General features: G+C 72.6%; 21 protein-coding genes and 2 pseudogenes. 16 read left to right on the top strand and 7 right to left on the bottom strand.

Translation table 11 applies throughout. The annotated features are described in order from the left end of the window. Nucleotides 1–1,024 precede the first annotated feature (1,024 nt). Nucleotides 1,025–2,602, bottom strand: coding sequence for a M1 family metallopeptidase (locus ACLQ2V_RS12480; RefSeq protein ID WP_425718589.1), 1,578 nt, complete (start codon nt 2,600–2,602; stop codon nt 1,025–1,027). 216 nt (nt 2,603–2,818) lie between these two features. Between ACLQ2V_RS12480 and ACLQ2V_RS12485 the strand changes: the two genes are divergently transcribed. Then, nucleotides 2,819–5,356: an FtsK/SpoIIIE domain-containing protein gene (locus ACLQ2V_RS12485; protein WP_425718590.1), complete on the top strand. Its 2,538-nt coding sequence runs from the start codon at nt 2,819–2,821 to the stop codon at nt 5,354–5,356. A 3-nt stretch (nt 5,357–5,359) separates the two neighbouring features. After that, a complete protein-coding gene (locus ACLQ2V_RS12490; protein WP_425718591.1) occupies nt 5,360–6,160 on the top strand; it encodes a hypothetical protein in 801 nt (266 codons plus the stop codon). Nucleotides 6,161–6,178: 18 nt separating this feature from the next. On the opposite strand, the gene ACLQ2V_RS12495 is transcribed toward ACLQ2V_RS12490, so the two are convergent. Next, complete coding sequence (locus ACLQ2V_RS12495; protein ID WP_425718592.1) at nt 6,179–7,135, bottom strand: FAD-dependent oxidoreductase; 957 nt, start codon at nt 7,133–7,135, stop codon at nt 6,179–6,181. Between the two features lie 165 nt (nt 7,136–7,300). On the opposite strand from ACLQ2V_RS12495, the gene ACLQ2V_RS12500 reads away from it, so the two are divergent. The 8 genes and pseudogenes from ACLQ2V_RS12500 to ACLQ2V_RS12535 all read left to right on the top strand — a co-directional run. Next, nucleotides 7,301–8,230 (top strand): LysR family transcriptional regulator, encoded by a 930-nt coding sequence (locus ACLQ2V_RS12500; RefSeq protein WP_425718593.1) that lies wholly within the window; start codon nt 7,301–7,303, stop codon nt 8,228–8,230. Nucleotides 8,231–8,390: 160 nt separating this feature from the next. Next, complete coding sequence (locus ACLQ2V_RS12505; RefSeq protein ID WP_425718594.1) at nt 8,391–8,798, top strand: hypothetical protein; 408 nt, start codon at nt 8,391–8,393, stop codon at nt 8,796–8,798. 94 nt (nt 8,799–8,892) lie between these two features. Continuing rightward, nucleotides 8,893–12,387 (top strand): DEAD/DEAH box helicase family protein, encoded by a 3,495-nt coding sequence (locus tag ACLQ2V_RS12510; protein ID WP_425718595.1) that lies wholly within the window; start codon nt 8,893–8,895, stop codon nt 12,385–12,387. Further along, nucleotides 12,384–13,796 carry a restriction endonuclease subunit S gene (locus tag ACLQ2V_RS12515; RefSeq protein ID WP_425718596.1) on the top strand — a complete coding sequence of 471 codons (1,413 nt, stop codon included), beginning with the start codon at nt 12,384–12,386 and terminating at the stop codon, nt 13,794–13,796. Before ACLQ2V_RS12510 ends, ACLQ2V_RS12515 begins: the two co-directional genes overlap by 4 nt. Further along, nucleotides 13,793–15,292, top strand: a complete 1,500-nt coding sequence (locus tag ACLQ2V_RS12520; RefSeq protein WP_425718597.1) for a type I restriction-modification system subunit M — start codon at nt 13,793–13,795, stop codon at nt 15,290–15,292. The genes ACLQ2V_RS12515 and ACLQ2V_RS12520 overlap by 4 nt, the downstream gene beginning before the upstream one ends. A 4-nt stretch (nt 15,293–15,296) precedes the next feature. Further along, nucleotides 15,297–16,520, top strand: coding sequence for a hypothetical protein (locus tag ACLQ2V_RS12525; protein WP_425718598.1), 1,224 nt, complete (start codon nt 15,297–15,299; stop codon nt 16,518–16,520). A gap of 24 nt (nt 16,521–16,544) precedes the next feature. Further along, nucleotides 16,545–16,701 (top strand): annotated as a pseudogene (locus ACLQ2V_RS12530) (type II toxin-antitoxin system RelE/ParE family toxin); the annotation flags it as partial. A gap of 11 nt (nt 16,702–16,712) precedes the next feature. Further along, nucleotides 16,713–16,868 (top strand): annotated as a pseudogene (locus tag ACLQ2V_RS12535) (helix-turn-helix domain-containing protein); the annotation flags it as partial. Between the two features lie 107 nt (nt 16,869–16,975). Here the strand turns inward: ACLQ2V_RS12535 and ACLQ2V_RS12540 are convergent. Further along, nucleotides 16,976–17,191 carry a helix-turn-helix transcriptional regulator gene (locus ACLQ2V_RS12540; protein ID WP_425718599.1) on the bottom strand — a complete coding sequence of 72 codons (216 nt, stop codon included), beginning with the start codon at nt 17,189–17,191 and terminating at the stop codon, nt 16,976–16,978. Nucleotides 17,192–17,271: 80 nt separating this feature from the next. Here ACLQ2V_RS12540 and ACLQ2V_RS12545 point away from each other — a divergent pair, with 80 nt between their 5' ends. From ACLQ2V_RS12545 to ACLQ2V_RS12555, 3 genes are read left to right on the top strand one after another with little or no spacing between them, the layout of a single operon-like run. Next, on the top strand, nt 17,272–17,457 hold the full coding sequence (locus ACLQ2V_RS12545) for a hypothetical protein (protein ID WP_425718600.1): 186 nt from the start codon (nt 17,272–17,274) through the stop codon (nt 17,455–17,457). Beyond that, nucleotides 17,454–17,672, top strand: coding sequence for a hypothetical protein (locus tag ACLQ2V_RS12550; protein WP_425718601.1), 219 nt, complete (start codon nt 17,454–17,456; stop codon nt 17,670–17,672). Before ACLQ2V_RS12545 ends, ACLQ2V_RS12550 begins: the two co-directional genes overlap by 4 nt. After that, nucleotides 17,672–17,983 (top strand): hypothetical protein, encoded by a 312-nt coding sequence (locus tag ACLQ2V_RS12555; protein WP_425718831.1) that lies wholly within the window; start codon nt 17,672–17,674, stop codon nt 17,981–17,983. The genes ACLQ2V_RS12550 and ACLQ2V_RS12555 overlap by 1 nt, the downstream gene beginning before the upstream one ends. A 45-nt stretch (nt 17,984–18,028) precedes the next feature. On the opposite strand, the gene ACLQ2V_RS12560 is transcribed toward ACLQ2V_RS12555, so the two are convergent. The 3 genes from ACLQ2V_RS12560 to ACLQ2V_RS12570 all read right to left on the bottom strand — a co-directional run bounded on the left by ACLQ2V_RS12560 (nt 18,029) and on the right by ACLQ2V_RS12570 (nt 21,219). Continuing rightward, on the bottom strand, nt 18,029–18,472 hold the full coding sequence (locus tag ACLQ2V_RS12560; RefSeq protein WP_425718602.1) for a nitroreductase family deazaflavin-dependent oxidoreductase: 444 nt from the start codon (nt 18,470–18,472) through the stop codon (nt 18,029–18,031). A gap of 91 nt (nt 18,473–18,563) precedes the next feature. Continuing rightward, nucleotides 18,564–19,436, bottom strand: coding sequence for an aldo/keto reductase (locus tag ACLQ2V_RS12565; RefSeq protein WP_425718603.1), 873 nt, complete (start codon nt 19,434–19,436; stop codon nt 18,564–18,566). A gap of 157 nt (nt 19,437–19,593) precedes the next feature. Continuing rightward, the gene (locus tag ACLQ2V_RS12570; protein ID WP_425718604.1) at nt 19,594–21,219 is read right to left on the bottom strand and encodes a GMC family oxidoreductase; all 1,626 of its coding nucleotides are present in this window, start codon (nt 21,217–21,219) and stop codon (nt 19,594–19,596) included. A 394-nt stretch (nt 21,220–21,613) separates the two neighbouring features. On the opposite strand from ACLQ2V_RS12570, the gene ACLQ2V_RS12575 reads away from it, so the two are divergent. The 3 genes from ACLQ2V_RS12575 (at nt 21,614) to ACLQ2V_RS12585 (ending at nt 24,597) form a co-directional block, all read left to right on the top strand. Next, nucleotides 21,614–21,979 carry a YciI family protein gene (locus ACLQ2V_RS12575; RefSeq protein ID WP_425718605.1) on the top strand — a complete coding sequence of 122 codons (366 nt, stop codon included), beginning with the start codon at nt 21,614–21,616 and terminating at the stop codon, nt 21,977–21,979. A gap of 291 nt (nt 21,980–22,270) precedes the next feature. Further along, on the top strand, nt 22,271–23,719 hold the full coding sequence (pyk, locus tag ACLQ2V_RS12580; RefSeq protein ID WP_425718606.1) for a pyruvate kinase: 1,449 nt from the start codon (nt 22,271–22,273) through the stop codon (nt 23,717–23,719). After that, entirely contained in the window at nt 23,716–24,597 is an 882-nt protein-coding gene (locus tag ACLQ2V_RS12585) for an acyl-CoA thioesterase (protein WP_425718607.1), read from the top strand. The genes pyk and ACLQ2V_RS12585 overlap by 4 nt, the downstream gene beginning before the upstream one ends. Before the next feature lie 47 nt (nt 24,598–24,644). On the opposite strand, the gene ACLQ2V_RS12590 is transcribed toward ACLQ2V_RS12585, so the two are convergent. Then, nucleotides 24,645–26,429, bottom strand: coding sequence for an extracellular solute-binding protein (locus ACLQ2V_RS12590; protein ID WP_425718608.1), 1,785 nt, complete (start codon nt 26,427–26,429; stop codon nt 24,645–24,647). Between the last annotated feature and the right edge of the window lie 3 nt (nt 26,430–26,432).

The following is a 26,432-nucleotide window of genomic DNA, read 5'->3' on the forward strand; positions in this document are numbered from 1 at the left end:
TGGGGGGGGGGGGGGGGGGGGGGGGTGGGGGGGGGGGGGGGGGGGGGGGGGGGGGGCCGGCGCCCCCCCCCCCCCCCCCCGCCCGTTCGCCCTGTGCGCCCTGTCGCCCTGTTCGCACGGGTGCCAGTGATGTCTCTGCGAGCGCTATGGAGCTGATGTCGTCAATGACTCAGCCAACGGCGCTCTGCTCGGGCTGGCACTGCTTCGATTCGCGGGATGGCGGCGCCAGCCTGCCTTCCCTGACTTCCGGCGCTATGCCCAATTTTGACTGGACTGGATACGCGCCACATCACCCGCGCGTCGGCCAAGATCCGAACAACCCTTGCGTCGGCCAAGATCCGAACATTTTCCCTGAAAATGCTGGGTCAACCAGCCCTCCAGGCAGCATTTTCCCTGAAAATGTTCGGATCTTGACCGACGCAAGAGTGGTTAGGGGCGGGGGCGGGCACGACGGGGGCGGGCGCGGTGGGAGTGGGGGCGGGCACGGTGGGGGTGGGGGATTGGTGGTCGGCCCAGACGTAGGTGTCGGGGAGGGGGTCGGCGATCCGCGTCACGCGCAGGGCGTCCGGCGGGCCGACGATCACCCGGATCGACGGGAAGTAGTCCAGCAGCACCTGCCGGCACCGGCCGCACGGCGGGAGGACGCCCCGCCCCCGGTCGCCCACCGCGACGATCGTCTCCAGCTCGCCCGCGCCCCGGGTGGTGGCGGTGCCGGGGGCGACCGCTCTGGTTCGGGTTCGGGTTCGGGTTCTGCGGAGGCGGGGGACCGGCCTGTCCCGTGGTTTCGGAGGAGGCGCAGGTGACGGGGTGATTCGTTGACGACATCAGCTCCATAGTGTCCGCGACCGACCTACCTCCGCTGCCCGACGGTCTAGGTCGCTGGGTCACGTCCGCGCTGCCCATGCGTGTCCGGCGACGCGGTCGGCACGCCCGCCCGGCGCGGTGGCGCGGGTGCCTCCCCCGGAGGAGGGCACCCGCGCCGATGGTTCCTTGCGTCGAGCCGACGGCCGCAGGAGTGGGACGGTCAGCGGGGGAGGAGCTGGTGCGCGTCGCGGATCTTCGTCCACGACTTCGGCTGGGCCGGCGCGGTGCCGGCCGGGGTGCCGGCGGCTCCGGCGGGGGTGGTGGGGGCGGCGGCTCCGGCGGGGGCGGCGGGCAGCTCCGGGCGGCCCGTGGTGAGGAGCCAGGTGGTGAAGAGGGTGTCGAGTTCCTGGCCGGAGACGCGCTCGGCGAGGGCCTGGAACTGCGCGGTCGTGCCGTTGCCGTGTCGGTGGGCGGCGGTCCACTGGCGCAGGGTCCGGAAGAACGCCTCGTCGCCGACGGCCAGCCGGAGCTGGTGCAGGGCCATCGCGCCCCGGTCGTAGACCGCCCCGGCGAAGATGTCGTCCGCGCCGGGGTCGCCGGGGCGAACCTGCCAGAACTCGTCGTCGGCCGGGTAGCTGGCGTAGGTGAAGTCGAACAGCTCCTGCGCGGTGCCCTCGCCCTGGGCCTCCGACCAGAGCCACTCGGCGTACGAGGCGAAGCCCTCGTTGAGCCAGATGTGTCGCCAGTCGGCGACCGAGACCGAGGCGCCGAACCACTGGTGGGCGTTCTCGTGGACGACCACGTAGGTGTTCGAGCCGGACCGGAAGAACCTCGAGCCGTACACCGGGCGGGTCTGGGTCTCCAGGGCGAAGCTGATGCCGTCGAGCGGGCCCACGACGCCGCCCTGGGCCTCGAACGGGTACGGCCCGAAGAGCCCGCTCGCCCACTCGTTGACCTCGGCGGTCCGCTCGATGCTGGCCCGCGCCGCCGGCCCGAGCTCGCCCAGCGTGGTGCTGTACGCGTTGACCACCGGCTGCCCGTTGGGGGCGGTGTCGGTGACGATGTCGTACTGGCCGACGACCAGGAACGACTCGTACGTCGCGCCGGGGCTGGTGCTGCGCCAGCTCCACCGGGTCCGGTTGCCGGCCTCGACCACCGGCGGGCGGGGCTGGACGCCGTTGCTGACCACCTCGACGCCGGTCGGCACGGAGACCGAGACGTCCCAGGTGGCCTTGTCGCTGGGGTGGTCGTTGCTCGGGTACCACCACCACGCCGACTCGGGCTCGTTGACGGCCATCCCGCCGTCGGCCGTGCGCTTCCAGGCGGTGTAGCCGTTGACGCGGGTCGTCGACGGCACCCCGGAGTAGGTGACGACGATGGTCAGCGACTGGCCCTTGACGATCGGACGGGGCGCGGTGATCGCGAGTTCGTGCACGCCCTCGCGGGCGAACTGGGCGGCCCAGCCGTTGACCCGCACGGACTGCACGCCCAGCACGAAGTCCAGGTTGAACCGGGACAGGTCCTGGGTGGCTCGGGCCAGGATCGTGGCGGTGCCGGCGAGCTGGTCGCTGGCCGGTTCGTAGCGCAGCCGGACGTCGTAGTGGTCGACGTCGTAGCCGCCGTTGCCGTAGTCGGGGAAGTAGCTGTCGCCCGCGCCGGGGCTGCCGGGCGTCGGCGCGGCGGCGGCCGGGCGGCCCCAGCCGGGCCGGGTGGCGGCCTGCCCGGGGGCGGCGGCCACGGCCGCGCCGGCGGTGGTGACGGTCAGGGCGGCGAGGGCCGCCGTGAGAGCGCGTCGCACGAGGTGGACTCCCTCCATCGGGTGTACGCACCACACAGTAATCGAAGATTGTGAATCACATTGTGTCGCGTGTGATCTGCCCGGAAGGCCGCCGCGCGGGTCGGCGGGTCCGCCGCGCGGACGCGGTGACCGCCCCGGGGCTGCGGGACTGTCCGTTGCGGGCGCGCGTCCGTTAGGGTTCGCTGGATCGGACGGCCGGCGCGTGGGGGGCACAGGGTGGGCAGGCTCTCGGCGGCGTACACCCAGGCGGTCACCGCCCACCGGCAGGCCCGCGACCGGCTCGACCGGGCCCGGCAGGCCCTCGGCGCACCGCCGCCGGCCGTGGCCGGCCCCGCCGAGGTCGTCGCCCGGCTGGCCCGCCTCGGCGGGCGGCTCGCCACCCCCACCCCCGGGGCGACCCCGCTGACCGACACCCCCGCCGGGGTACGCGTCGGCGAGGCGCGCACCCTCGACGGCCGGTTCCCGGTGCTCGTGCCGCTCGGCGGCGGCTGCCACCTCACCATCGACGCCGACGCCCGCGACCTGCGCGTCGGCGAGCTGCTGCGGGCGTTGGTGCTGCGGCTGCTGGCCACCGCCCCGCCCGGCACGGTCCGGGTCGCCGGCATCGACACGGTGGCCTTCGGGGCGACCTTCCTGCCGCTGCGCCCGCTGCTCGACGCCGGGGTGCTGGCCCCGACCGCCACCACCGCCGCCGAGGTCACCGCGCTGCTGGACGCCGCCGAGCGGCACGCCCGCACGGCGCAGCAGGCCACCGGCGCCGACCGGGAGCTGCTGGTGCTGGTCGCCGCCGCGGCGCCCGCGCCCCGGGAGCTGGCCCGGCTCGCCGCGCTCACCCACGCCGGCCCGTCCGCCGCGATCTGCGTCCTGCTCGCCGGCCACCCGCCGGCGACCCCGGCGACCGCGCCCGACGCGCCGCGGCTGGGCGCGGCGACCGCGCTGCGGCTACAGCACCGGTACGCCCACGTCGGCGACCCGCCCGGCCACCCGTTCAGCGCCGACGGCTCCGGGCTGGCCGCCCCCGTCGTGCTCGACGGCGACCTGCCGCCAGCCACCGTGGCCGCCCTCGCCGGGCACCTCGGCCCGGCCGCGCGCCGTGACGTCCCGCCCACCTTCGCCGAGCTGCTGCCGGCCCGCCGCTGGGCGGAGTCCAGCGCCGCCGGGCTCGCCACGGTCGTCGGCCGGGCCGGGCGGCAGCCCGTCACCGTCGCCTTCGACGACGCCACCCCGCACTGGCTGGTCGCCGGGCGCACCGGGGCCGGCAAGACCGTCTTCCTCCTCGACGCCCTCTACGGGCTGGCCGCCCGGTACTCCCCGGCGCAGTTGCAGCTCTGGCTGCTCGACTTCAAGGAGGGCGTCAGCTTCACCGAGTTCGTGCCCACCGAACGCGACCCGTCGTGGCTGCCGCACGCCCGCGCGGTCGGCATCGAGTCCGACCGGGAGTACGGCCTCGCCGTGCTGCGTGAGCTGCGTCGGGAGCTCAACCGGCGGGCCACCGTGCTCAAGCGGCACGGTGTCACCAAGCTGGCCGACCTGCCGCCGGAGGCCGCCGTGCCCCGGATCGTGGCGGTCGTCGACGAGTTCCAGGTGCTGCTCGCCGGCACCGACGCGGTGGCCCGGGAGGCCGTCGACCTGTTGGAGGAGCTGGCCCGCAAGGGCCGCTCGTACGGGGTGCACCTGGTGCTGGCCAGCCAGGCCACCGCCGGCATCGAGTCGCTCTACGGTCGGGCCGAGGCGATCTTCGGGCAGTTCCCGTTGCGGGTGGCGCTGCCTGGCGGCGGGGGTGCCCTTGACCCGCTCAACCCCGCCGCCAACGCGCTGCCGATCGGCGCGGCCGTGCTGAACACCGCCGCCGGGGCGCCCGGCGCGGACACGGTGATCCGCTTCCCCGACGCGTACGCCGCCCGCGACGACCTCGCCCGGCTGCGCCACGAGCTGTGGCGGGACCGCCGCCCCGACGACCGCCCGCCGGTGGTGTTCCGGGGGTACGAGCCGGCGCGGCTGGCCGACGACGCCACCTTCGCCGCCCTGCGCCCCGGTGCCGGGCCCCCGGTCGTCCTGGTGGGCCGGACGGTCGACGTGGCCGGCAGCACCGCCCGGTTCACCCTGGACGCCACCCCGGGGCGGCACCTCGCCGTCGTCGGCACCGACACCGCCGGCGCGGAGGTGCTGCGTGCCGCCGTGCTCAGCCTCGCCCGCCAGCACCTCCCCGGCGCGGCCCGCTTCCTGCTGGCCCCGCTGGTCGCCGCCGCCGCGCCGGCCGCCGACGACACCGCCGCCGCGCTGGCCGCCGACGGCCACCCGGTGGAGCGCCTCGACCAGGCCGCCCTGCGCGCCCGGATCGCCACCCTCGCCGCCGCCGCGCCCGGCGAAGGCCGGACCTACCTGGTGCTCTTCGGGGCGGACGCCGCGTCGGCCGGGCTCGCCGGCACCGATCCGACCACGTTCCGCTCCGGCCTGGACGACCTGCGCACCCTGCTGCGCGAGGGCCCCGGCCACGGGGTGCACCTGCTCGGCTGGTGGCGTGGGCTGCGCCGGCTCGCCGACGACCTCGGCGGGTCGCACCACCGCGACGACGTCGCCTGCCTCGTCGCGCTGAACGTCCCCGGCGCGGAGCTGGGGCTGTACCTGGGCGAGCACGACCTGAGCCACAGCCCGCGCGCCGACCGGGCGCTGCTGGTGGACCGGCACGACCAGCGCGTCCGGCTGATCGTGCCGTTCACGCGGGCCGGGTACGAGCACGACGCGGAGGACTGAGCGGTGTCCACCTTCTCCGAGTACGCCGCGCTGGCCCGGCACCTCGCCGACCAGCGCCGCGAGACCGACCAGGACGCCGCCGCCGAGACCGCGCGCCGCCGCGCCCTGCACGCCTCGGCCGACCAGCTCGCCCAGCGCCTCGCCGGGCAGGGCCACCGCCTCGACCAGCTCGGCCGGGCCCTGGGCCTGCCCCCGCCCGCCGACCCCGGCCCCACCGCCCCCCCATCCGGGCCCGGACCGGCCACCGAGGCGGGGACGGTGTTGCCCGGCGGCGCAGCCGCCGCGCCGGGGCGGGCAGGGGTCGGGGCGTATCCCGGCGGGGCGGTGAGCGGGGCGCTGGTGGCGCTGCCGACGGCGGCCGGGGTGCCCGCGCCCCGCGCCGGGGGTGGCGATCCGGCCGCCGAGCTGGCCGAGGCCCGGCGGCTCGCCGACGAGGCCGACCGGCTGGTCGGGGTCACCGAGGCCGTCGCCCGGTACCCGACGCTGCTGCCGACCTGGTCGCCGATGTCGCGGGCGGTGGCCGTGTACGCCGGCAGCGCCGCCGCCGGGATCCTGCTGGCGCTGGTCCTGCTCAACGCCGGTGGCCTGGTGCTCGGCGCCGGCGCCCTCTACGCCGCGAGCTGCGCCGGGCTGCCGGTGCTCTGCTTCGTCGCCGGGTACCTGGTGCTGGGCCGGTGGGGGCGGCCGGCGCTCGGCGCGGAGGGGCCGCCACCCCGGTTCGTCCCGCTCGGCTTCGTCATCTGCGTGCTGCTGGTGCCGCTGGCCCAGTGCGGGTACCTGCTGCTCTCCCGCCTCGCCCCCTGACACCCGTCCACCCGTCGGTCAGTCGCCCAGGGCGAGGCGGGCGATCTCGGCGGCGCAGCCCCAGGAGAGGGTGACCCCGGCACCGCCGTGGCCGTACGCGTGCACCAGCCGGCCGCCGCCCGCCTCGACCGGCGCCACCTCGACGCGGGGCCCGCCGTGCCGGGCCGGCCGCAGCCCGACCCGCTCGCCGAGCAGCGGCGCGTCGGCCAGCTCCGGCACCAGCGCCACGCAGCGCCGCCGGATCGCCGCGGCCGTCTGCGGGTCGGGGCGGGTGTCCCAGACGTTCGGCTGGAACGTGCCGCCGAGCACCACGTCGTGCCGGCGGGGGTGCACGTAGGTGATGCCCGCCGGGTCGTCCTCGTCGCGCACCGACGTGGTCAGCCCCGGGTTCGCCACCAGCAGCACGTGCCCGCGCGCCGGGTACACCGCCGGGTCGGCGGCGAGCCAGCCGGCGGCCAGCCCGGTCGCGTTGACCACCGTCGGCGCGGCGTCGAAGCCCTCGGTCAGCCGCCGCGCCCGGCGGCGCAGCACCCGCCCGCCGCCGTCCTCGACGCGCCGGCGCAGCCAGGCCAGGTACGGGACCATCTCCACCGTCGGCGCGGTGAACCGCAGCACCGTCGTGTACGGCGCGGCGGCCGGCTCGGCCACCAGGTCCCCGGTGGCGTCGCCCCACCACGGCGGGCCGGCGTAGCGGTGGCGCAGCAGCATCCGGGTCGGCCGGGCCACCACCCCCGGCACGCCCTCGCCCGCCTGGCGGAGCAGCTCCGCGTGGGTGTCGCGGGCCCAGCGCAGCACCCGGGGGTCGGAGTCGGTGTGGCTCGGGTACCAGACCGCGGCGGCCACCGTCGAGACGATCTCGTCCGGGTCGTCCGCCGCCCACACCGTCACCCGCGCGCCCCGCTGCTGCAAGGTGATCGCGGTGGTCAGCCCGATCACCCCGCCGCCGATCACCAGCACGTCCCTCGTGTGCGTCATCGTCCGCTCCTCTCCGTCGTGCTCGGAACTCTTCGCCGCGCCCCGGGCCGTCCGGCGTCGCGGGCGGTGCTGCGATCTGCCCTGGCTACGGATCGTCGCTGGTGGCGGCGCTCGGCGTCCAAGACGGAACCGGCAGGCGACCATAAGCGGGGCTTATGATGGGCCATGCCCGAGCGAGACTCCTGGTGGGACCTGCGCCGGTTGCGGTACTTCGCGGTCTTCGCCGAGGAGCTGCACTTCACCCGGGCCGCCGTCCGTCTGCACATCGCCCAGCCGGCGCTCAGTCAGCAGATCCGGGCCCTGGAACGCCAGCTCGGCGCGGTGCTCGTGCACCGCACCAGCCGGGGCTGCACGCTGACCGAGGCGGGGCAGCGGGTCGCCGCCGAGGCCACCCGGCTGCTGGCCGAGGTCGGCGCCGGCACCTCCCGCATCCGGGCCCTGGCCGGCGAGCCGGGCGGCCGGCTCCGCCTGGCGTACACCCGCTCGGCCCGGGGCGGCCGGGTCGACGACCTGGTGGCCCGGTTCCGGGCCGCGCACCCCGACGTGGAGCTGGTCGTCGAGACCGCCTGGACCGCCCCGAACGTCGCGGGCCTGCTGGCCGGCCGGCTCGACGCGGCCTTCGTCCGCACCCCGGTGCTGGACGAGGCGCTGTCCTGTCGGCTGGTCGACATCGAGGAGCTGCTGCTGGCCGTGCCGGCGGGGCATCCGCTGGCCGCCGGGCGACGCCGGATCAGCCGGGCCGAGGTGGTGGACCTGCCCGCCGTGATGTGGCCGCGCGAGAACGGCCCCGGCATGTACGACCGGACCATCGCCCAGGTCTGGCCGCACGGCGGCTTCCGCCGGGTGCGGCACGAACCCGACGACGAGCAACTGCTCCGCGCGGTCGCGCAGGGCGACGTGATCGCGGCGGTGCCGGCCGGCCGCGCGCGGGCGTTGAAGGTGCCGGGGGTACGGCTGCGCCAGTTCACCGCCCCGGTGCCCACGGTGGACGTGCGGCTGGCGTGGCGGCGTGACGGCACCAACCCGACGGTCCACCACCTCCTGGCCCTCCTGCCACCCCCACCAGCCGCGGCACCCGGCGGAGGGCTGGCTTGATCCACACGAGATGCGGCACATCGCGCCTCGACCCCGCCCGGAAACCCCCACATGCCGCACACGAAGTCGATCAAAACAGGTGCCCGTCGAGGCTGTCGACGTCTAATGTCCCTTGTAGACAAGAGACGTTGAGGATCGGGGCGGTGAGGGAGAGGTGACCGTGGGCGGGGAGTTGGACGGGTTCACGATCGGGTACGTGCCGGCGGGGATCGGTGCCGAGGTGTCGGACTTCGCCAGCGAGTGGGAGGACGTGACCTTCTCCACGCGGGTGTGGGAGCGGCGGGTCGAGGACGGCCACCGCGTCGACCTGCGGGTGCACGTCCTGCGCGGCGGCGGGCTGGGCAGCCTCGACGACCTGCGCGAATTCCTCGCCGGCTATCACGAGCGCGACCCCGAAGGGTGGCGGCCCACCGAGTTCCGCGTCGGCGAGGTCACCGGCCTGGCCGGCGACGGCGAGGCGTTCCGGCTGGTCGAGCCGGGCGTGGCGGTGGACGTGCTGGCCGACCCGGAGCTGGTGCCGGAGTCCGAGCTGCTGGCCGTGGTCGCGCAGGTGACCCGCTCGGCCTGAGTGGTGTCGGAAAGCCGATAGGCCGGCGGTCGACGAACGCGGCTCTCCCTTCATACCCTGACGTGTTCACCGTCGAGTATGGACGTGGAGAGTCGTGGAACCTCGCAAAGTGCGCCGCCTGGCGGAGCAGTCCGCCAACTTCGGGTTCCTCCAGGATTACCCGCTGCTGGTCTGGTACGGCGCGGGCGCGGAAGCGCTGCTCTACGTCGACGCGCAGGCCGCGATGGTCAAGACCCGCAGCTTCGGCGAGGTGCTGGCCGGGGACCTGATCCGGCGCACCGCGACGAAGGCGCAGAGCACCAAGTTCGTGCACCAGGTGCAGGCGCTCAACGCCGCCGGCGTCCTCCTGCCGCGCGTCCACGCCGCCTTCGAGCGGCTGCGCAACGTCGGCAACGAGGCGGTGCACGGGCACCTCAGCGAGCTGCGCGAGGCGCTGGAGCTGCTGCGTACGTGCTTCGAGTTGGGGCTGTGGTTCCACCGCGCGCTCACCGGTGACCGGACGCCGATCGGGTTCGTGCCCCCGACGCCGCCGCCGACCCAGGTGCCCGCCTCGATCGCGGCCGGCCTCCAGGCGGAGATCGAGCGTTACAAGCGGGAGCTGGCCGAGGCCAAGCTGCTGCTGGAGGGGAAGGCGTCGCTGGCGCAGGCCGAGGCCGACGCGGCGCTGGCCGCCGAGGCGGCGGTGCGGGTCGCCGACGCCCGCCGGGCGGATGCTGCCGCGCTGGTGGTCAGCCTGGCACCGGCCGCCAAGGCGGCGCAGCGGGCCTTCGACAGCGCCAAGCCGGCGCGGGTCTCCGCAGCGCGGCGGGAGGACTTCATCACCCGCGCCCGGCGGGCCTCCCACGAGCCGCTGAACGAGGCGCAGACCCGCGTTCAGATCGACCGCCAGCTCGCCGCCGCCGGCTGGTCGGTGCAGAACCAACACCAGCTCAACCTGTACGCGGCCACGGGCGTCGCCGTGCGCGAAGTGACCCTGGCGACGGGCCGGGCCGACTACCTGCTCTACGTCGACCAGCGCCTGGTCGGCGTGGTCGAGGCCAAGCGGGAGGGCACCGCCCCGCGCGGCGTGGAGGCGCAGCTCGACCGGTACCGCGCCGGCCTGACCGCCGAGCAGCGGCTCAGCGCGTGGCGGTACGACGACACCGCCCTGCCCTTCGGGTACGTCGCCACCGGCACCGAGACCACGTTCGTCAACGGGCTCGACCCCGTCCCGCGTACTCGGGAGATCTTTGCTATTCACCGGCCGGAGACGCTGGCGCGGTGGATGCGGGAGGCCGACGACGACCCGGCCGCGCCCACTTTGCGGGCGCGGCTGCGCCGGATGCCGGCGCTGGAGCACGACGGCCTGCGCCCGGCGCAGATCGAGGCGGTGGAAGGGCTGGAGGCGTCGCTGGCCAAGGACCTGCCCCGGGGGCTGATCCAGATGGCCACGGGCGCGGGGAAGACCTTCACGGCGGTGACGGCGAGCTACCGGCTGCTCAAGCACGCCCGCGCCCGCCGCATCCTCTTCCTGGTCGACCGCAACAACCTCGGCAAGCAGACCCTGCGCGAGTACGCCGGCTACCAGACCCCGGACGACGGGCGGAAGTTCACCGAGCTGTACGCCGTCGACCGGCTCACCGGGGCCGCCATGCTCGACTCGTCGAACGTGGTGATCTCCACGATCCAGCGGCTCTACGGGGCGCTGCGCGGCGCGGAGCTGCCCGACGCGGACGCCGACGACCCGGCGTACGACAGCTACGACCTCGACGAGCCGGCCGAGGTCGGCTACAGCCCGCAGCTCCCGCCGGAGACGTTCGACCTGATCGTGGTCGACGAGTGTCACCGGTCGATCTACGGCAAGTGGCGGGCCGTCATCGAGTACTTCGACGCGTTCGTGGTGGGGCTGACCGCGACGCCGGTCAACCAGACCCTCGGCTTCTTCGGCCAGAACATCGTCTCGCAGTACACCTACGAGGAGGCGGTCGCCGACGGCGTCAACGTCGACTTCGACGTGTACCGGATCAAGACGGAGATCACCGCGTCCGGGGCGAAGATCGATGCCCGGACCGTCGTGCCGCTGCGCGACCGCCGCACCCGCGCCGAGCGCTACCAGGAGCTGGAGGACGACTTCACGTACGGCGGCAGCCAGGTCGGCCGGTCGGTGATCTCCAAGGGGCAGCTCAAGTTGGTGCTGGAGACCTTCCGCGACCGGCTGTTCACCGAGATCTTCCCCGGCCGCAGCACCGTGCCCAAGACGCTGATCTTCGCCTGCGACGACAACCACGCCGAGGAGATCGTGGCGATGGTCCGCACCGTCTTCGGCCGTGGCAACGACTTCGCCAAGAAGATCACCTATTCGTCGCGCCGGGACGGCGACAACCCCGACGCGCTGATCCAGGCGTTCCGCAACAGCCCCGAGCTGCGCATCGCGGTGACCGTCGACATGATCGCCACGGGCACCGACGTCAAGCCCCTGGAGTGCGTCTTCTTCCTCCGGCCGGTGCGCAGCGCCACGTACTTCGAGCAGATGAAGGGGCGCGGGGCGCGCACCATCGACGCGGCCGACTTCCAGTCCGTCACCCCCGACGCCGAGGTCAAGGAGCGCTTCGTCATCGTCGACGCGGTCGGCGTCACCGAGGCCGACCTGGACGAGGCGGTGCCGCTGCACCGGCACACCGAGAAGCAGATCTCGCTGCGCGACCTGCTGCGCAAGGCCGGCACGCTCACCGCCACCGCCGACGAGGTGGCCACCCTCGCAGCCCGGCTGGCCCGGCTCGACCGCCAGCTCAGCCCCGACGAGCGGGCCGAGCTGGCCACGCTGGCCGGGCGACCGCTCAAGGGCATCGTGCGCGGCCTGACCGACGCCGTCGCCCCCGAGCAGCTCAACCCGGCCCGGCAGGCCGGGCAGAAGGCCGTACGGGATCTGCTGGCCGGCGCGCTGCACCCGCTCGCCGCGAACCCGACGCTGCGCGAACGCATCCTTCAGATCCGCCGGGCGCACGACATCACCATCGACGAAGTCAACGTCGACAAGCTTGTCTCGGCGGCCGGGGTGCCCGCCGAGGAGCGCGCCCGGGTGACCGTGCGGAGCTGGCACGAATACCTGGAGCAGCACCGCGACGAGATCACCGCGTTGCAGGTCTACTACGAGGGCAAGGGCCGGGTCAGTTACGAGCAGATCAAGGAACTGGCCGCGCGCATCGCCCGCCCGCCGCAGGCATGGACGACCGAGCGGCTCTGGGAGGCGTACGTCCTGCTCGGACGGACCTCCGCGCAGCCCGGCCCGCGCGCGCTGACCGACCTGGTGGCCCTCATCCGGTACGAAATAGGGCTTGACCAGGAGCTTCGTCCCTATCGGACGTCCGTTGAGGAGCGATTCCGTGGGTGGCTGCTGGCGCAGCGGCAGGCGGGGGCTACGTTCACAGCCGATCAGGTGTGGTGGCTGGAGAGGATCAAGGACGTGATATCGGTCAGCGTGGAGATCACCACGGAAGACCTGGAGGGCGCCCCGTTCACGGAACGCGGCGGCATCGACGGGTACGCCAACACGTTCGGAGATCGGGCTGAGCCACTGCTGGACGAGCTGAACCAGGAGCTTTCCGCGTGACCGATCTGCCGGTCGGCTGGACCGAGGTCACCCTTGGAGATGTGGCAGAGTCAGTAAAGAACGGAATCTTCGTCTCTCGACCTGATGCTGAGCCAAACGGTGTGCCAATCCTGCGTATCAATGCTGTTCGGCCTGGAGCCCTGAGGCTCGATGACGTGCGCTACAGCGCGAAAGATCGCGATGAGCTGTCAAAGTCGGACGCTCTGCTGGTTCCAGGTGATTTACTCTTCACTCGGTACAACGGCAATATCAATTACGTTGGCGCGTGCGCAATGGTGCCGGACTGTCTCGGAGATTTGACCTATCCTGACAAGTTGATTCGGGCCAGACTCAATCAGGATGTCGTCGATCCCAGGTACATTCAATATGCCTTCGAGGCTCCGCAGGTTCGATCGCTGGTTCGATCGAGTGCGCGCACCACTGCTGGTCAAGCAGGAATTTCCGGGTCTAGCTTAAAGTCGATACCATTTTCGCTTCCTCCACTTGTGGAGCAGCGCCGCATCGTCGCCGCGCTTGAGGGCCAGCTCTCTCTGCTCGACGCCGGGACTGAGTTGTTGCGGTTGTCGCAGCAGCGACTTGGCAGGTTGAAGAAGAGAGTCCTGGTCGAGGCGGTGCCGCTTGACGGTGGTAGCCGCTGGCGGCTGGTGACCGTCGCTGATGCCGGAACAGTCGACCTTGGGCGGCAGCGGCATCCCGACTGGCACAACGGCCCGCACATGCGGCCCTATCTGCGGGTGGCCAACGTCTTCGAGGATCGCATCGACACCTCGGACGTCATGGAGATGGACTTTCCGCCCGCAGTCTTCGAAAAGTTCAGGCTTCGTGAGGGCGATGTCCTCCTCAACGAGGGGCAAAGCCCGGAGCTCCTGGGGCGCCCCGCTCTTTATCGCGGCGTCCCCAAGGATGCGGCATTCACGAACAGTATTCTTCGTTTCCGGACGGGGCCTGGCGTTGACCCGGAGTGGGCATTGCTGGTGTTTCGGCGGCACATGCACGCCGGGCGCTTCACGCGAGAGGTGCGGATCACGACGAATATCGCACATCTCTCCGCCGGGCGCTTCAAAGCGGTCGAGTTCCCAATTCCGCCGCTGTCTGAGCAGAGGGAGATCGTGGCTCGCACCTCCGATCTTCTTGGGGGAATCGACCGTCTGACGGAGGCGACCACCATCGCTCAGCGCCGGGCTGCGGCGCTGCGCGCCTCGCTCTTGTCTGAGGCATTCGCGGGGCAGCTGGTGCCGCAGGACCCGAACGACGAGCCGGCCTCCGAGCTGCTGGCCCGGATCAGGGCCGAGCGGGCGGCCACCGTCCCGAAGCAGCGCGCCCGCTCTCGACGTACCCCCAAGGAGCTGCCGGCTCCGCCGACCAGGGTGACCGGCGACGACTATCAGCAGGAGGCTTTGCCGCTGTGAGCACCGTGGATTCTCGCCGGCTGGTGCAGAAGCTCTGGAACTACTGCGACGTGCTCCGCGACGACGGCGTCTCGACCATCGACTACGTCGAGCAGTTGACGTTCCTGCTCTTCCTCAAGATGGCCCACGAGCGGGCCAACCGAAATCTCAGGCCGGAGAAGATCGTTCCGGACGAGCTGAGCTGGCAGACCCTGCTCGACTCCGAGGGTGACGCGCTGGAGGTGCAGTACCGGCACATCCTCACCGGGCTGGCCCGCGAGGGCGGCACCCTCGGCACGATCTTCCGCAAGGCGCAGAACAAGATCCAGGACCCGGCGAAGCTCAAGCGGCTGATCGTGGACCTGATCGGCAAGCAGGAATGGTCGGCCACTGGGGTCGACGTCAAGGGTGACGCCTACGAGGAGCTGTTGGCCAAGGGCGCGGAGGACGCGAAGTCCGGCGCGGGGCAGTACTTCACCCCGCGCGCCCTGACCACCGCCATGGTCGACTGCATGCTGCCCACCCCCGACGACACGATCACCGACCCGGCCTGCGGCACGGGCGGCTTCCTGCTGGCGGCGTTCGAGCATATCCAGCGCCACCACGGCAGCGGGCTCACCCCCGACCAGCGGCGGCGGCTCGCCAACGGGGCGATCACCGGCACCGAGCTGGTCGACGGCACCGCGCGCCTGGCGGCGATGAACATGCTGCTGCACGGCATCGGCACCCCCAACGGCCCGTCGCTGATCAGTGTGCGGGACGCCCTCGGCAAGGAGCCGGAGCAGCGGGTCAGCCTGGTGCTGGCCAACCCGCCGTTCGGGCGCAGTTCCTCGATCCGGATGGTGGGGGAGGGCGGGAAGAGCAATCGCGAGGAACGCGAGATCAACCGCGCCGACTTCTGGGCCACCACCGCCAACAAGCAGCTCAACTTCGTCCAGCACATCGCCTCGCTGCTGAGGATCGACGGACGGGCGGCGGTCGTCCTGCCCGACAACGTGCTCTTCGAGGGTGGCGCGGGGGAGATCATCCGCCGCCGGCTGCTCAAGCAGTACGACCTGCACACCATGCTGCGCCTACCCACGGGCATCTTCTACGCGGGCGGCGTCAAGGCCAACGTGCTTTTCTTCGAGCGCAAGCGCGCCCGCGAGGAGCCGTGGACCGAAAAGCTCTGGGTGTACGACTTCCGCACCAACCAGCACTTCACGCTCAAACAGAACGCGCTGCGCCGCGACCACCTCCAGGACTTCGTGGACTGCTACCTGCCCGGCAAGGACCGCTCCGAGCGGGTGGAGACCGAACGCTTCAAATCCTTCTCGTACGACGAGCTGATCGCCCGCGACAAGGTGAACCTGGACATCACCTGGCTCAAGGACGCCTCGTTGGAGGACGCCGACGCGCTGCTCCCGCCGGAGGTCATCGCGCAGGAGATCGTCGAGGACCTACAGGCGGCGCTACGCGAGTTCGCCGCCATCGCCGAAGCCCTCGGTGCCCAGACTTCAGGAGTCGACAATGGATAACGCAGTGCAACTGATCAGTGACGGGGATGGGCTGCTGGTCCTCGGGGATGCGGCGGCTGTCGAACTCTTCCTCGTCTCCGAAGGGCTGCCGTCGAAGGACCCGGGACTCCCACGGCTTCGCTCTGTCCTTAGCAGCGGATCTGGCATCGCACAGGCAGCTTCCGAGGTTGCCGCCAACTCGGGCCGCTGGGTGCAATTGACCAAGGAGTCCGCAGAGAAGGTCCATAAATTCGGGCTGATGCCGAGCAAGACCCCCGGCGTCAGTCATGCGATGGTGGGGCAGCCCGGCTCGATCCAGTCATGGCTGCAGATCGCGAAGGGGCCAGGATCGATTGCCGGCAACCCGGCGATTCTGTCCGGTGCTGCGGGGATCATGGCGCAGGTTGCCATGCAACAGGCCATGGAGGAGATCACCGACTATCTCGCCCGAATCGAGGAGAAGGTCGACGATGTGCTCCGGGCGCAGAAGGACGCTGTGCTGGCCCGGATGATCGGAGTGGGCTTCGTCATCGAAGAGGCCATGACCATCCGAGAGAGCACGGGCCGGGTCGACGAAATCACGTGGTCGAAGGTGCAGACCGCGCCGACGACCATCGCGGATACCCAGGCGTACGCGCTGCGTCAGCTCGACGCCCTCGCGGAGAAGCTGGAGCGCAAGACCGACATCGGTGGTCTCGCCAAGGCGGCGAAGGAAGCAGAGTCCCAGGCGGGGGAGTGGCTTGCCGTGCTGGCTCGCTGCTTCCAGCTTCAAGACGCGGTCGCCGTGCTTGAACTCGACCGGGTCCTCGACGCGTCTCCGGGTCAGTTGGACGGGCATCGCCTGGGGCTGAAGACGGCCCGTCAGAACCGGCTGGAGCTCATCTCGCGGTGCACCGAGCGCTTGTTGGCTCGGTTGGCTGTGGCTGCCGGTCGAGCGAACACGAAGGTTCTGATGAACCCGTTCGATGCCCCGGCGGTAGTGCAGTCGAGCAACCATGTCTCGGTCGCCATCGTCGACTTTCAAGGACGGCTCGGAATCGAGCGTGCTGCGCAATCAGCGGAGGCGAGGCGATGGGCGGACGCGGCCAAGGAGGTGACCAACAAGGCGCTCGAGACGGGAGGAGAGGGCGTCGATACCGCCAGGCGCCTGAGTAACGAGACCGTCGACCGGGCCATCTCGGTGACGGGCAGGCTCTCCAGCCGAATCACCGAGCGAGCGTCTCGTTGGCGCGGGAACGACAAGGGCTGAGGATAGGCCATGTGAGGTGCCGTAGCCCTCGACCTCCTCGCCGAGGTGGGGCCAGGGTTGGGGCCGTCCGCTCGTCGACACGATCCACGGCTCGTCGATCGCTAACCTGAGGTACGCCGGAGCCATCCCCCTGGCGGAATATCTCTACGAGACGTATCTGAAGGAACGCGCCGAGGAGTAGGGGAGCCAGTCATGAGCAGCAACTACGCGCGATGGAAGGACATCCGCGCCGAGCACGTCGAACGGGCTGGTGGCGAAGAAGCAGTCGAGGCTGGCAAGCAGGAACTGCTCGCCGGTGTAGTCGGCCATTGCCCTGCCGAAGTGCGACGGGCCCGCGGCCTGACCAGGTCCTGATTTGCCCGTCATTTTCTCCCCGGTCTGATCCGCCCCGGCTGCCGCCACTCCCGCGTCAGCTCATCGACATGTCAGGCCGGCAGCGCGTCAGCCTTGCGTTGTCAGGCTGGGGTGTCGTCCTCGGTCGGGCGTGGCTGGCGGTACTTTTTGATCCACTCTTCGACGTCCTCGGCCAGCCACACCTTCATGCCGCGCAGCTCCTGGTAGGGCTTCGGGAAGGTGGGGTACCGGGTGAGCTGCTGGAACCGCTGCCGCGAGACGCCCAGCCGTTCGGCGATCTCGTAGGGCCCCATCAGGGCCCCCAGGACACGTCCCACGAGGGCCGAAAGTAGCCGGTCGGTCACTATCCGATTGGCTATTGCCAGTTGACTCGTCGCCCCGTCGGGATCGTGTCCGTATGCAGCGACGAGTGTCCTTCAAGGAGTTCCTGGTCGCCACGGCGATGACCCTGGCCCGGCGGCACAAGCCGGTCTGGTCGTGGATCAGGTGGCGGTACGTCTGTAGGTGCGGCAACGACCTGCCCTGCCGGCACCGGCACCGCATCCCGATCAGTCGCCAGCACTGGCCGGGGGAGGAGCAGTGACCCGGCACGGCCCGGTGCTGCCGCTGTGGCTCTGCGCCGGCTGCTCCACCCCCTGGCCCTGCGCCACCCGCCGCGACGAACTGCGCCAGGAGTTCGCGGGCTCGCCGATCTCCCTGGCCCTCTACATGGGCTCGTACTACGTGGCCGCCTGCCAGGACATCGGTTGGGCCCCGGCGGGCACGCTGCACCGCCGCTTCCTCGGCTGGGTGCGGTGATCGACCTGCGGGCCGGGGCGCTGCTGCACGTCACCAGCGCGGCGAGCGTCCAGTTCGTGAAGCCGATCTTCTTCCGGCTGATCCGCGTGCACGCCGACCGGATCACCTACGACGGCTGGACCTGGTTGGACGGCTACCAGCTCGACGCCACGGGCGACGCGGTGGCGCGGCGCTCGATCTTCGTCCAGCGCGCCGGGCTGCGGCTGCTGAACCCCTCCGCCCTCGCCCCGGCCCCGACGAAACGGACGACCCGCCGGCCGCGCCGACCCGTCGACAACGCCGACCGCGCCGGGCCGGCCCGGGCCGGGTGAGCGCAGTCCACCCGCCCGCCCCGGCCCGGCCGGCTACGCCGACGATCAGGCGCGCTCGATCACCACCACCGGGATCTCCCGGTCGGCCTTGCGCTGGTACTCGGCGTACGGGGGGAAGACCTTCGCCATCAGCTCGAACAGCCGGGGCCGCTCCTGCGCGTCGACCGTCCGGGCCCGCCCCGTGAAGCGCTCCGCGCCGATCTGCACCTCCACCGCCGGGTCGGCGGCCAGGTTCAGGTACCAGCTCGGGTGGGTCGCCGAGCCGCCGTTGGAGGCGACCAGCACCACCCGGTCGCCGTCGCGGCCGTAGTACAACGCGGTGCGCCGCAGCGCGCCCGACTTGCGGCCCCGCGTGGTGAGCAGCAGCGCCTCGTAGCCGTTGTACGTGGAGCCCTCCGCGCCGTCGGTCTCCACGTACCGCCGGATGTGCTCGCCCACCCAGCCGACCGGGCTGTCCTCGATAGTCTCGCCCTGCCCCGCTGCGGCCATGCCGTTGTCTCCTCGCCTCTGCGGGCACCCCGTGCGCCCCGCCCACGGCAGGTTAGCGACCCGCCCACGTCCCCGCACCGCCAAAGGGCGCTCAGGCGGCCTTCGCCAACGCCTCGTACTCGTCGTCGGTGAGCCGCACCTGCGCGGCGGCCACGTTCTCCTCCAGGTGCGCCACGGACGACGTACCCGGGATGGGGAGGATGACCGGCGAGCGCCGCAGCAGCCACGCCAGCGCGAGCTGCGCGGGCGTCGCGCCGTGCGCGGTGGAGATCGCGTCCAGCGGGCCGCCCGCCTTGGCCAGCTCGCCGGTGGCCATCGGGAACCACGGGATGAACGCCAGGTCGTTGCGTTCGCAGTGCTCCAGCACCGCCTCGGCGCTGCGCTCGGCCAGGTTGTAGAGGTTCTGCACCGAGACGATCGGGACGATCGCCCGGGCCTGCTCGATCTGCTCCACGGTCACCTCGGAGAGCCCGATGTGGCGGATCTTGCCCTCCTGGCGCAGCAGCGCCAGCTCGCCGAGCTGGTCGGCCAGCGGCACCTTGGCGTCGATGCGGTGCAACTGGTAGAGCCCGATGGTCTCCAGGCCCAGGTGGCGCAGGCTGAGCTCGCACTGCTGGCGCAGGTACTCCGGCCGCCCCACCGGCCGCCAGTCGCTCGGCCCGGCGCGGGTCAGCCCGGCCTTCGTCGCGATCACCAGATCATCGGCGTACGGGTGCAGCGCCTCGCGGATCAGCCGCTCCGAGACGAACGGGCCGTACGAGTCGGCGGTGTCGATGAACGTCACCCCCAGCTCGTACGCGCGGCGCAGCACCCGCACCGCCTCCGCCGGGTCCTTCGGCTCGCCCCACACCCCCGGCCCGGTGAGCTGCATCGCCCCGTAGCCGAGCCGCCGCACCTCAAGGTCACCACCGATCCGGTACGTCCCGGACGCCTTCGCGGGTTGCCCGCCAGCGTCGTTGCCCATGGTCGAACCCCAATCCCTGCGTGTCGCCCTCGGCGGACCCGGCATCGTACGGTGGGTCATTCCCCCGGATCGGGGTTTCCAACGCCCGATCAGCCCGAGCGCACCCGACGACGGGCGCAGCGACGCGAAGGAGCCCGGTCCCGCGTATCGCGGACGCCTACGCCGCCGGTACGACATCCGTCGGTCGCGCCGTGCGGCCCAGGATCAGATCGGCCGCCCGCCAGGCCAGCGCCATCACCGGGGCGTTGAGGTACCCGGAGACCAGCACCGGCAGCACCGAGGCGTCGGCGACCCGCAGCCCGTCGACCCCCCGCACCCGCAGCTGCGGGTCGACGACGTGCGCGTCGTCGGGGCCCATCGCGCAGGTGCCCACCGCGTGGTAGCCGCAGTAGCCCAGGGCCAGCGACGCCGCGATGATCTCGGAGTCGTCGCGGACGTCCGGGCCGGGCAGGGTCTCCACCGCCACCCGCCCGGCGAGCGGGTCGGTGGCGAAGAGCTCCCGCATCCGCCGGAACGCGTTCACGGCCACCCGCCGGTCGTGGTCGGTGGTGAGGTAGTTGGCGACGATCCGCGGTGGCGTGGCCGGGTCGGCGGAGGTGATGGCGAGGGTGCCCTCGCTGTCCGGCCGGCTGACCGTGCAGAGCCCCATCATGCCGGGCTCGGTCTCCAGCTCCAGCGCGTGACCCGGCCGCCTCGGCGCGGCCGAGAACGGGGCGATCAGCAGTTGCGCGTCGGGCCGGTCGACGTCCGCCGACGACCGGATGTGCGCCCCGACGTCGTGCACGGGGAGGCTGAGCGGGCCGCGCCGGGTCAGCGCGTACCGCAGCGCGGCCAGCCCCTGGCCGAGCAGGCTGCCCAGCATCCGGTTGTAGCCGCCGTCGCCGGTCAGCCGGAACTGCACCGGCGTCGCGCGGTGCTCGCGCAGCCCCAGCCCCACCCGGGGGCGGTCCAGCAGCACCCGCACCCCGGCGCGGCGCAGCGTCTGCGCCGGCCCGATCCCGGAGACCTGCAACAGTTGCGGGGTGGCGATGGCCCCGGCGGCGAGGATCACCTCGGCGGCGGCGGTGTAGTCGACGGTCCGGCCGGCGCGGTGGGCGCGTACCCCGACCGCCCGGCCGCCCTCGACGAGGACCCGGACCACGGCGGTCTCCACCGCGACGGTGAGGTTGGGCCGGTCGCGGACCGGGTGCAGGAACGCGTCGGCGGCGCTGACCCGCCGGCCGTCGCGGATGGTGGCGGTCAGGTAGCCGATCCGCTCGTCGTCGTCGGCGTTGAGGTCGTCGACCCGACGCCAACCCAGGGCCTGCCCGGCGGTGAGCGCGTCCTCGCAGAGCTCGTCGGTGTCGGTGGCCGAGGAGAGCCGCAGCGGCCCGCCCGCGCCGCGCACCGCCGAGGCGCCCAGCGGGTGGTCCTCCAGCCGCTTGAAGATCGGCAGCATGGTGTCCCAGCCCCAGCCCGGGTTGCCCAGCCGCTCCAGCTCGTCGTGGTCGAGGCGGTCGCCCCGGCCGTACACCATGCCGTTGAGGGAGCTGGACCCGCCGATCAGCCGGCCGCGCTGCCACACCTCGCGCTGCGCGGGGGCCGCCTGGGCCGGGTAGTGCCAGGCGGTGCGCCGGTCGTCCATCAGCCTGCTGAAGCCCTTGGGGATACGGACGAAGGGGCTGCGGTCCCAGCCGCCCGCCTCGATCAGCAGCACCCGGGTCCCCGGGTCCTCGCTGAGCCGGTTGGCCAGCACGCACCCGGCGGCGCCGGCACCCACCACGACGTAGTCGAACTCTGTCACGCTGCCCCCGATCGACGGGTGTGAGAATCCCTCAGAAGGTAGTCGCTCGATCACCCGACGGAAAGAGCGGGGCACCCCTCGCGGCCGTGGGGTGACGCGGTGTGTGGGTCGGCCCCCGGTGGGCCGGGCGAAACCGGCACGGGGTCGACAACCGGGCCGGCGGCGGGGTCAGTTGCGCCGAGCGGCCCCGGCGGCGGCCGTCCGCGTGCGACGCTGGGCCGGAAACGACGTCCGGTCGCCCCGGCGTCCGTGGGCCGACCGCCGGGAACGGCGCAGGTGGGCCGGGCGCGGCGAGCGGCGCGCGGGTCGGGCGGCTCGGGTGGGCCGGGAGCGGCGCGCGGGCCGGGCGGGCCGTGGAGCGGGGAACGGGTCGGGAGCGGGGGAGGGGAGCACCATGACGGGGTTGCCGCAGGTCGATTCGGCGCTGGACACCTACGAGTGCATCGTGCTCTACCCCGGAGCCGCCGGCCGGGCCCTGCCCGAGGAGACGGTGCAGCGGTTGCAGGCCGAGCACACCGAGCACATGCTTGCGCTGCAACGGCGGGGCATCGTGCTGCTCGTCGGCTCGATCGACGGTCCCGCCCGCGAGCCCGACCCGCCGATCGGCTTCGGCCTGGCCCGTACCGGCTCGGTCGACGGCGTACGCGACGTGATGCAGGCCGACCCGGCGGTGCAGGCCGGGCTCTACCGGGTGGACGTCCTGACGTTCCTCTGCCCGGCCGGCTCGGTGGATTTCCCCCTCGTCAAGACCGGGAGCTGATCCTCGGCGGACATCCGCCGCCCGTCCCCCGGGGCGGGCCTGCGTGATCGAAACCGCGTCGGCGGCCACGGCCCGCGCGGCGGGGCGGGGAGCGCGACCACGGCGGATGACACCGGGCGGTACGATTCCCGGCGCGCGGTCACCGATGCCCGCCGACACGATGATTCCCGACGACGGCGCCGGTGTGGTCCCGCTCGCCGGGCACGCGGGCGTGCCAGGTCGTCGCACACTTTTGTTCCGCAGTCCCAAAGGGGTCGGCCCCTCGACCGACCCGGAGGAGAGACTAGCCTGATGGGCGTGACACGCCGCGCGAAGATCGTCTGCACTCTCGGTCCTGCCACCGCGTCCCCGGAACGCATCCGGGGACTCGTCGAGGCGGGCATGAACGTGGCGAGGCTCAACTTCAGCCACGGCAGCCACGCCGACCACGAGGCGGTCTACCGGCTCGTCCGCGAGGCCGCCGACGCCGCGGGCCGGCCGGTGGCCGTGCTCGCCGACCTGCAGGGCCCCAAGATCCGCCTCGGCCGCTTCGCCGACGGCCCGCACGAGTGGCGCACCGGCGACTCGGTGGTGATCACCGGCGACGAGATCCTCGGCAGCAGGGAGCGGGTCTCCTGCACCTACACCAAGCTCCCGCAGGAGGTGAAGGCCGGCGACCGGCTGCTCATCGACGACGGTCGGGTGGCCGTCGAGGTCAGCGAGGTGGTCGGCAACGACATCCGCTGCCTGGTCACCGAGGGCGGCCCGGTCTCCAACAACAAGGGCGTCTCGCTGCCGAACGTGGCGGTCAGCGTCCCGGCCCTGTCCGAGAAGGACGCCGAGGACCTGCGCTTCGCCCTCGGGCTCAACGTCGACCTGATCGCCCTCTCCTTCGTCCGCTCGGCGGAGGACATCAAGCTCGTCCACAGCATCATGGACGAGGTCGGCCTGCGCCGGCCGGTGCTGGCCAAGGTGGAGAAGCCGGAGGCGGTCGACCACCTGGAGGCGATCGTGCTGGCCTTCGACGGCGTGATGGTCGCCCGCGGCGACCTCGGCGTCGAGATGCCGCTGGACCAGGTGCCGCTGGTGCAGAAGCGCGCCGTGCAGCTCTGCCGGGAGAACGCCAAGCCGGTCATCGTGGCCACCCAGATGCTCGACTCCATGATCGAGAACTCGCGGCCCACCCGCGCCGAGGCCTCCGACGTGGCCAACGCGGTGCTCGACGGCGCGGACGCGGTGATGCTCTCCGGCGAGACCAGCGTCGGCAAGTACCCGGTGCTCACCGTCAGCACCATGGCGAAGATCATCACCACCACCGAGGCCGGCTCCATCGGGGTGCCCCGGCTGCAGCACGACCCGCGCACCCACGGCGGGGCGCTCACCGTCGCCGCGTCCTCGATCGCCCGCGCCATCAACGCCAAGGCCCTGGTCGCCTTCTCGCAGACCGGTGACACCGTCAAGCGACTCAGCCGGCTGCACTGCGACCTGCCGCTGCTGGCCTTCACCCCGGTGCCCGAGGTGCGCAGCCAGCTCGCCCTCTGCTGGGGCGTGGAGACCTTCCTGATGCCGTTCGTCGAGCACACCGACGACATGTTCCGCCAGGTCGACCAGGCGCTGCTCGGCCTGGACCGGGCCAACCCCGGCGACTACGTGGTGATCGTCGCCGGCAGCCCGCCCGGCACCCCCGGCTCCACCAACACCCTGCGGGTGCACCAGCTCGGCTCGCTGGTCGACGCGGCCTCGGCGAGGGCGTTGCGGTGACCGACGCCGTGGCCGTCGGCCAGGCCGCCGTGGACCAACTCCTCCAGGTCCTCGACCTGGAGCAGACCGGTGACATGACCTTCCGGGGGATGAGCCCCCAGGTGGGTCTGCAGCGGGTCTACGGTGGCCAGGTCGCCGGCCAGGCGCTGGTAGCCGCCGGCCGCACCGTCGACGCGGAGCGGGCCGTGCACTCGCTGCACGGCTACTTCGTCCGCGCCGGCGACGCCGCCGAGCCGATCGAGTACCAGGTGGAGAACATCCGCGACGGCCGGTCGTTCTCCGTGCGCCGCGCGGTGGCGCTGCAACACGGCAAGCCGATCTTCTTCATGTCGGCGTCGTTCCAGCGGCCGGAGGAGGGCCTGGACCACCAGACCCCCACCCCGCCGGACGTGCCCCGACCCGACGACGTGCCGACCATGAGCGAGCGACTGGCCCGCTACCCCGAGCGGCGGGGCATCTGGGGCCAGATCCCCCGCCCGATCGACGTGCGCTACGTCGGCGAGCCCGGCTGGGTACGCCCCGGCGACCGCCCCGCCGACCTGCACCAGCGGGCGTGGATGCGCATCGACGGCAAGCTCCCCGACGACCCGCTGCTGCACGCCTGCGCCCTGACGTACGCCTCCGACCTGAGCCTGCTCGACTCGGTGCTGTCGGTGCACGGCGAGGTGTGGGGCCCCGGCGGCGTGGTCGGCGCCAGCCTCGACCACGCCCTGTGGTTCCACCGGCCGTTCCGCGCCGACGAGTGGTTCCTGTACGACTGCGAGAGCCCGTCGGCCTCCGGCGCCCGAGGGCTGGCGACCGGCCGGATGTTCACCGCGCAGGGCCGGCACATCGCCAGCGCCGTGCAGGAGGGCCTGCTGCGCCGGGTCGGCGCCTGACCCGCCGCGCCGGGCGGGCTTGATCTGCTTCGGCCGGGCCGGGCCGGTCAGAAGCTGCTGACCAGCTTCACGAAGGCCTCGTCGATCGTCGTCGGGTCCTTGGCGTTGAACGCCTTGCCGGCGCTGGCCGTGGCGATCTGCTCCAGGGCGGGCAGGTCGGACTGCTGGTCGAAGGCCACGCAGAAGACCTTCACCGGCCGCTGCGGGTCCAGCGCGATGTCCTTGAGCAGCCGGGCCAGGTCGTTGTCCTTCGGGTACTCGTTCTTGCCGTCGGTGAGGACCACCACCGCGTTGATCCGATCCGGGTCGTAGTTGTCGCGCAGGTGCCGGTGCGCGGCGCGGACCGTCGCGTACAGCGCGGTGTTGCCCTCCGGCCGCAGCTCGGCGAGGCCGCGCTTGAACACGGCCCGGTTGAACGGCCCCAGCGGGACCTCCTCGCCGTACGGCTTGCCCGGCCGCTGCGGCGTCTCCGAGGAGAACGACCAGAGCGCCACCCGGTCGGCGGAGTTGAGCAGGTCCACGCCCTTGTACGCGGCGGCGGTGGCCACCTTGAACCGGGTGCTGCCGCCGACCGGGGCGGTCATCGAGCCGGAGGTGTCCACGGCCAGCAGGATGTTCGCCTTCTTGCGCAGCGTGCCCCAGCCGCGCAGGATCGCGTCGACCACCTCGGGCTCCGGCGGGTCGAAGGTGACCAGCTCCGCGCCGGGCCCGCCGCCGACCGCCGCGAGCAGGGCGTCGGAGGGCCGGCCCTCGTGGTCGCGGAAGCCCAGCTCCGCGAAGCTGCGCTGCTGGGGCGCGGCCTGGAGGAAGGCCAGGAAGTCCTGGGCCGCCGCCCGCTGCGCCTCGTCGGTTGAGGCGAGCACGACGTACGGGTGGTCGAGGTTGAAGGTGCCCTCCTTCGGGTGCACCGCCACCAGCGGCACCCGGGGCTTGTCGCCCGGGGTGGGGCTGAGCTGCCCCTCGTTGTACTGGTAGACCAGCTCCTCCTGCACCACGACCGCGCTCATGTCGCGCGCCCGCGCGTCACCGATCGCGCCCAGGTCCGCCTCGGCCAGGTCGCGCAGCAGGTCCACCGAGTCGTCGCTGTAGTGCGAGACGTTCGCCTCGATCCGCCGGACGAACTGGGTCACCGCCGGCCTGCCCAGGTCGGCCTTGGTCAGGTCGCTGGAGCGGCCCACGGCGGCGTAGTAGGTGGCGATGGTGGCCGCCAGCCCCGACGTGGAGAGGCTGGGGTTGTCCTTGCCGAAGGTGAACCGGCCCCACTCGGGGCGGCCGAAGGCCGCCCAGCCCGCGTCGCCGGAGAGCCCGAGCAGGTCCGCCCAGCCGAGCGGGCCGCGCTGGCGCACCAACTCACCCTTCTCCTGCGGCATGGCGATGACCAACGGGCTGGTGGCGATCGACGGGTACGTGCGCTCGGCGATCTGCGCCGGCCGACCCGGCTCCTGCTGCTCCAGCATCCGTAGCCGGCTCGTCCACAGCGACGACGTCGGCAGCCACACCTGCGGGGTGGGGAACGTCGGCTGCCGACCCGCCCAGTTCCCCGCCGCCAGCGCCTCCATCGCCTTACCCGAGTTGAGCCCGTGCACGCTGACCTGGGCGCAGTGCCCGCCGAAGCGCCGGTCGGCGGCGTTGTACCGCTCCGCGAGCTGGCCGAGGAGGTGGTCCTTCTCCGTCGAGGAGTTCACCTCCAGCGCCACGCACGAGGAGCGGTCCGTGCCGGGTCCGGTGGCCGGCCGCACGATCACGTACGCCCCGGCGATCACCGCGAGGCCGGCGACGACGGCCAGCGAGTACGGCAACCACGCGCGGGCGGCAGGCTGGCCGGCGGCCATCGG

It is taken from the genome of Micromonospora sp. DT233, assembly GCF_049841815.1.
In the GTDB taxonomy this organism is placed as follows: domain Bacteria; phylum Actinomycetota; class Actinomycetes; order Mycobacteriales; family Micromonosporaceae; genus Micromonospora.

Excerpts from the sequence above, each read along its gene's own strand:
- ACLQ2V_RS12495 (WP_425718592.1), bottom strand. The coding sequence starts at position 7,135 with ATGACGCACACGAGGGACGTGCTGGTGATCGGCGGCGGGGTGATCGGG.
- ACLQ2V_RS12500 (WP_425718593.1), top strand. The coding sequence starts at position 7,301 with ATGCCCGAGCGAGACTCCTGGTGGGACCTGCGCCGGTTGCGGTACTTC.
- ACLQ2V_RS12545 (WP_425718600.1), top strand. The coding sequence starts at position 17,272 with ATGCAGCGACGAGTGTCCTTCAAGGAGTTCCTGGTCGCCACGGCGATG.
- ACLQ2V_RS12560 (WP_425718602.1), bottom strand. The coding sequence starts at position 18,472 with ATGGCCGCAGCGGGGCAGGGCGAGACTATCGAGGACAGCCCGGTCGGC.
- ACLQ2V_RS12565 (WP_425718603.1), bottom strand. The coding sequence starts at position 19,436 with ATGGGCAACGACGCTGGCGGGCAACCCGCGAAGGCGTCCGGGACGTAC.
- ACLQ2V_RS12575 (WP_425718605.1), top strand. The coding sequence starts at position 21,614 with ATGACGGGGTTGCCGCAGGTCGATTCGGCGCTGGACACCTACGAGTGC.
- pyk (WP_425718606.1), top strand. The coding sequence starts at position 22,271 with ATGGGCGTGACACGCCGCGCGAAGATCGTCTGCACTCTCGGTCCTGCC.
- ACLQ2V_RS12590 (WP_425718608.1), bottom strand. The coding sequence starts at position 26,429 with ATGGCCGCCGGCCAGCCTGCCGCCCGCGCGTGGTTGCCGTACTCGCTG.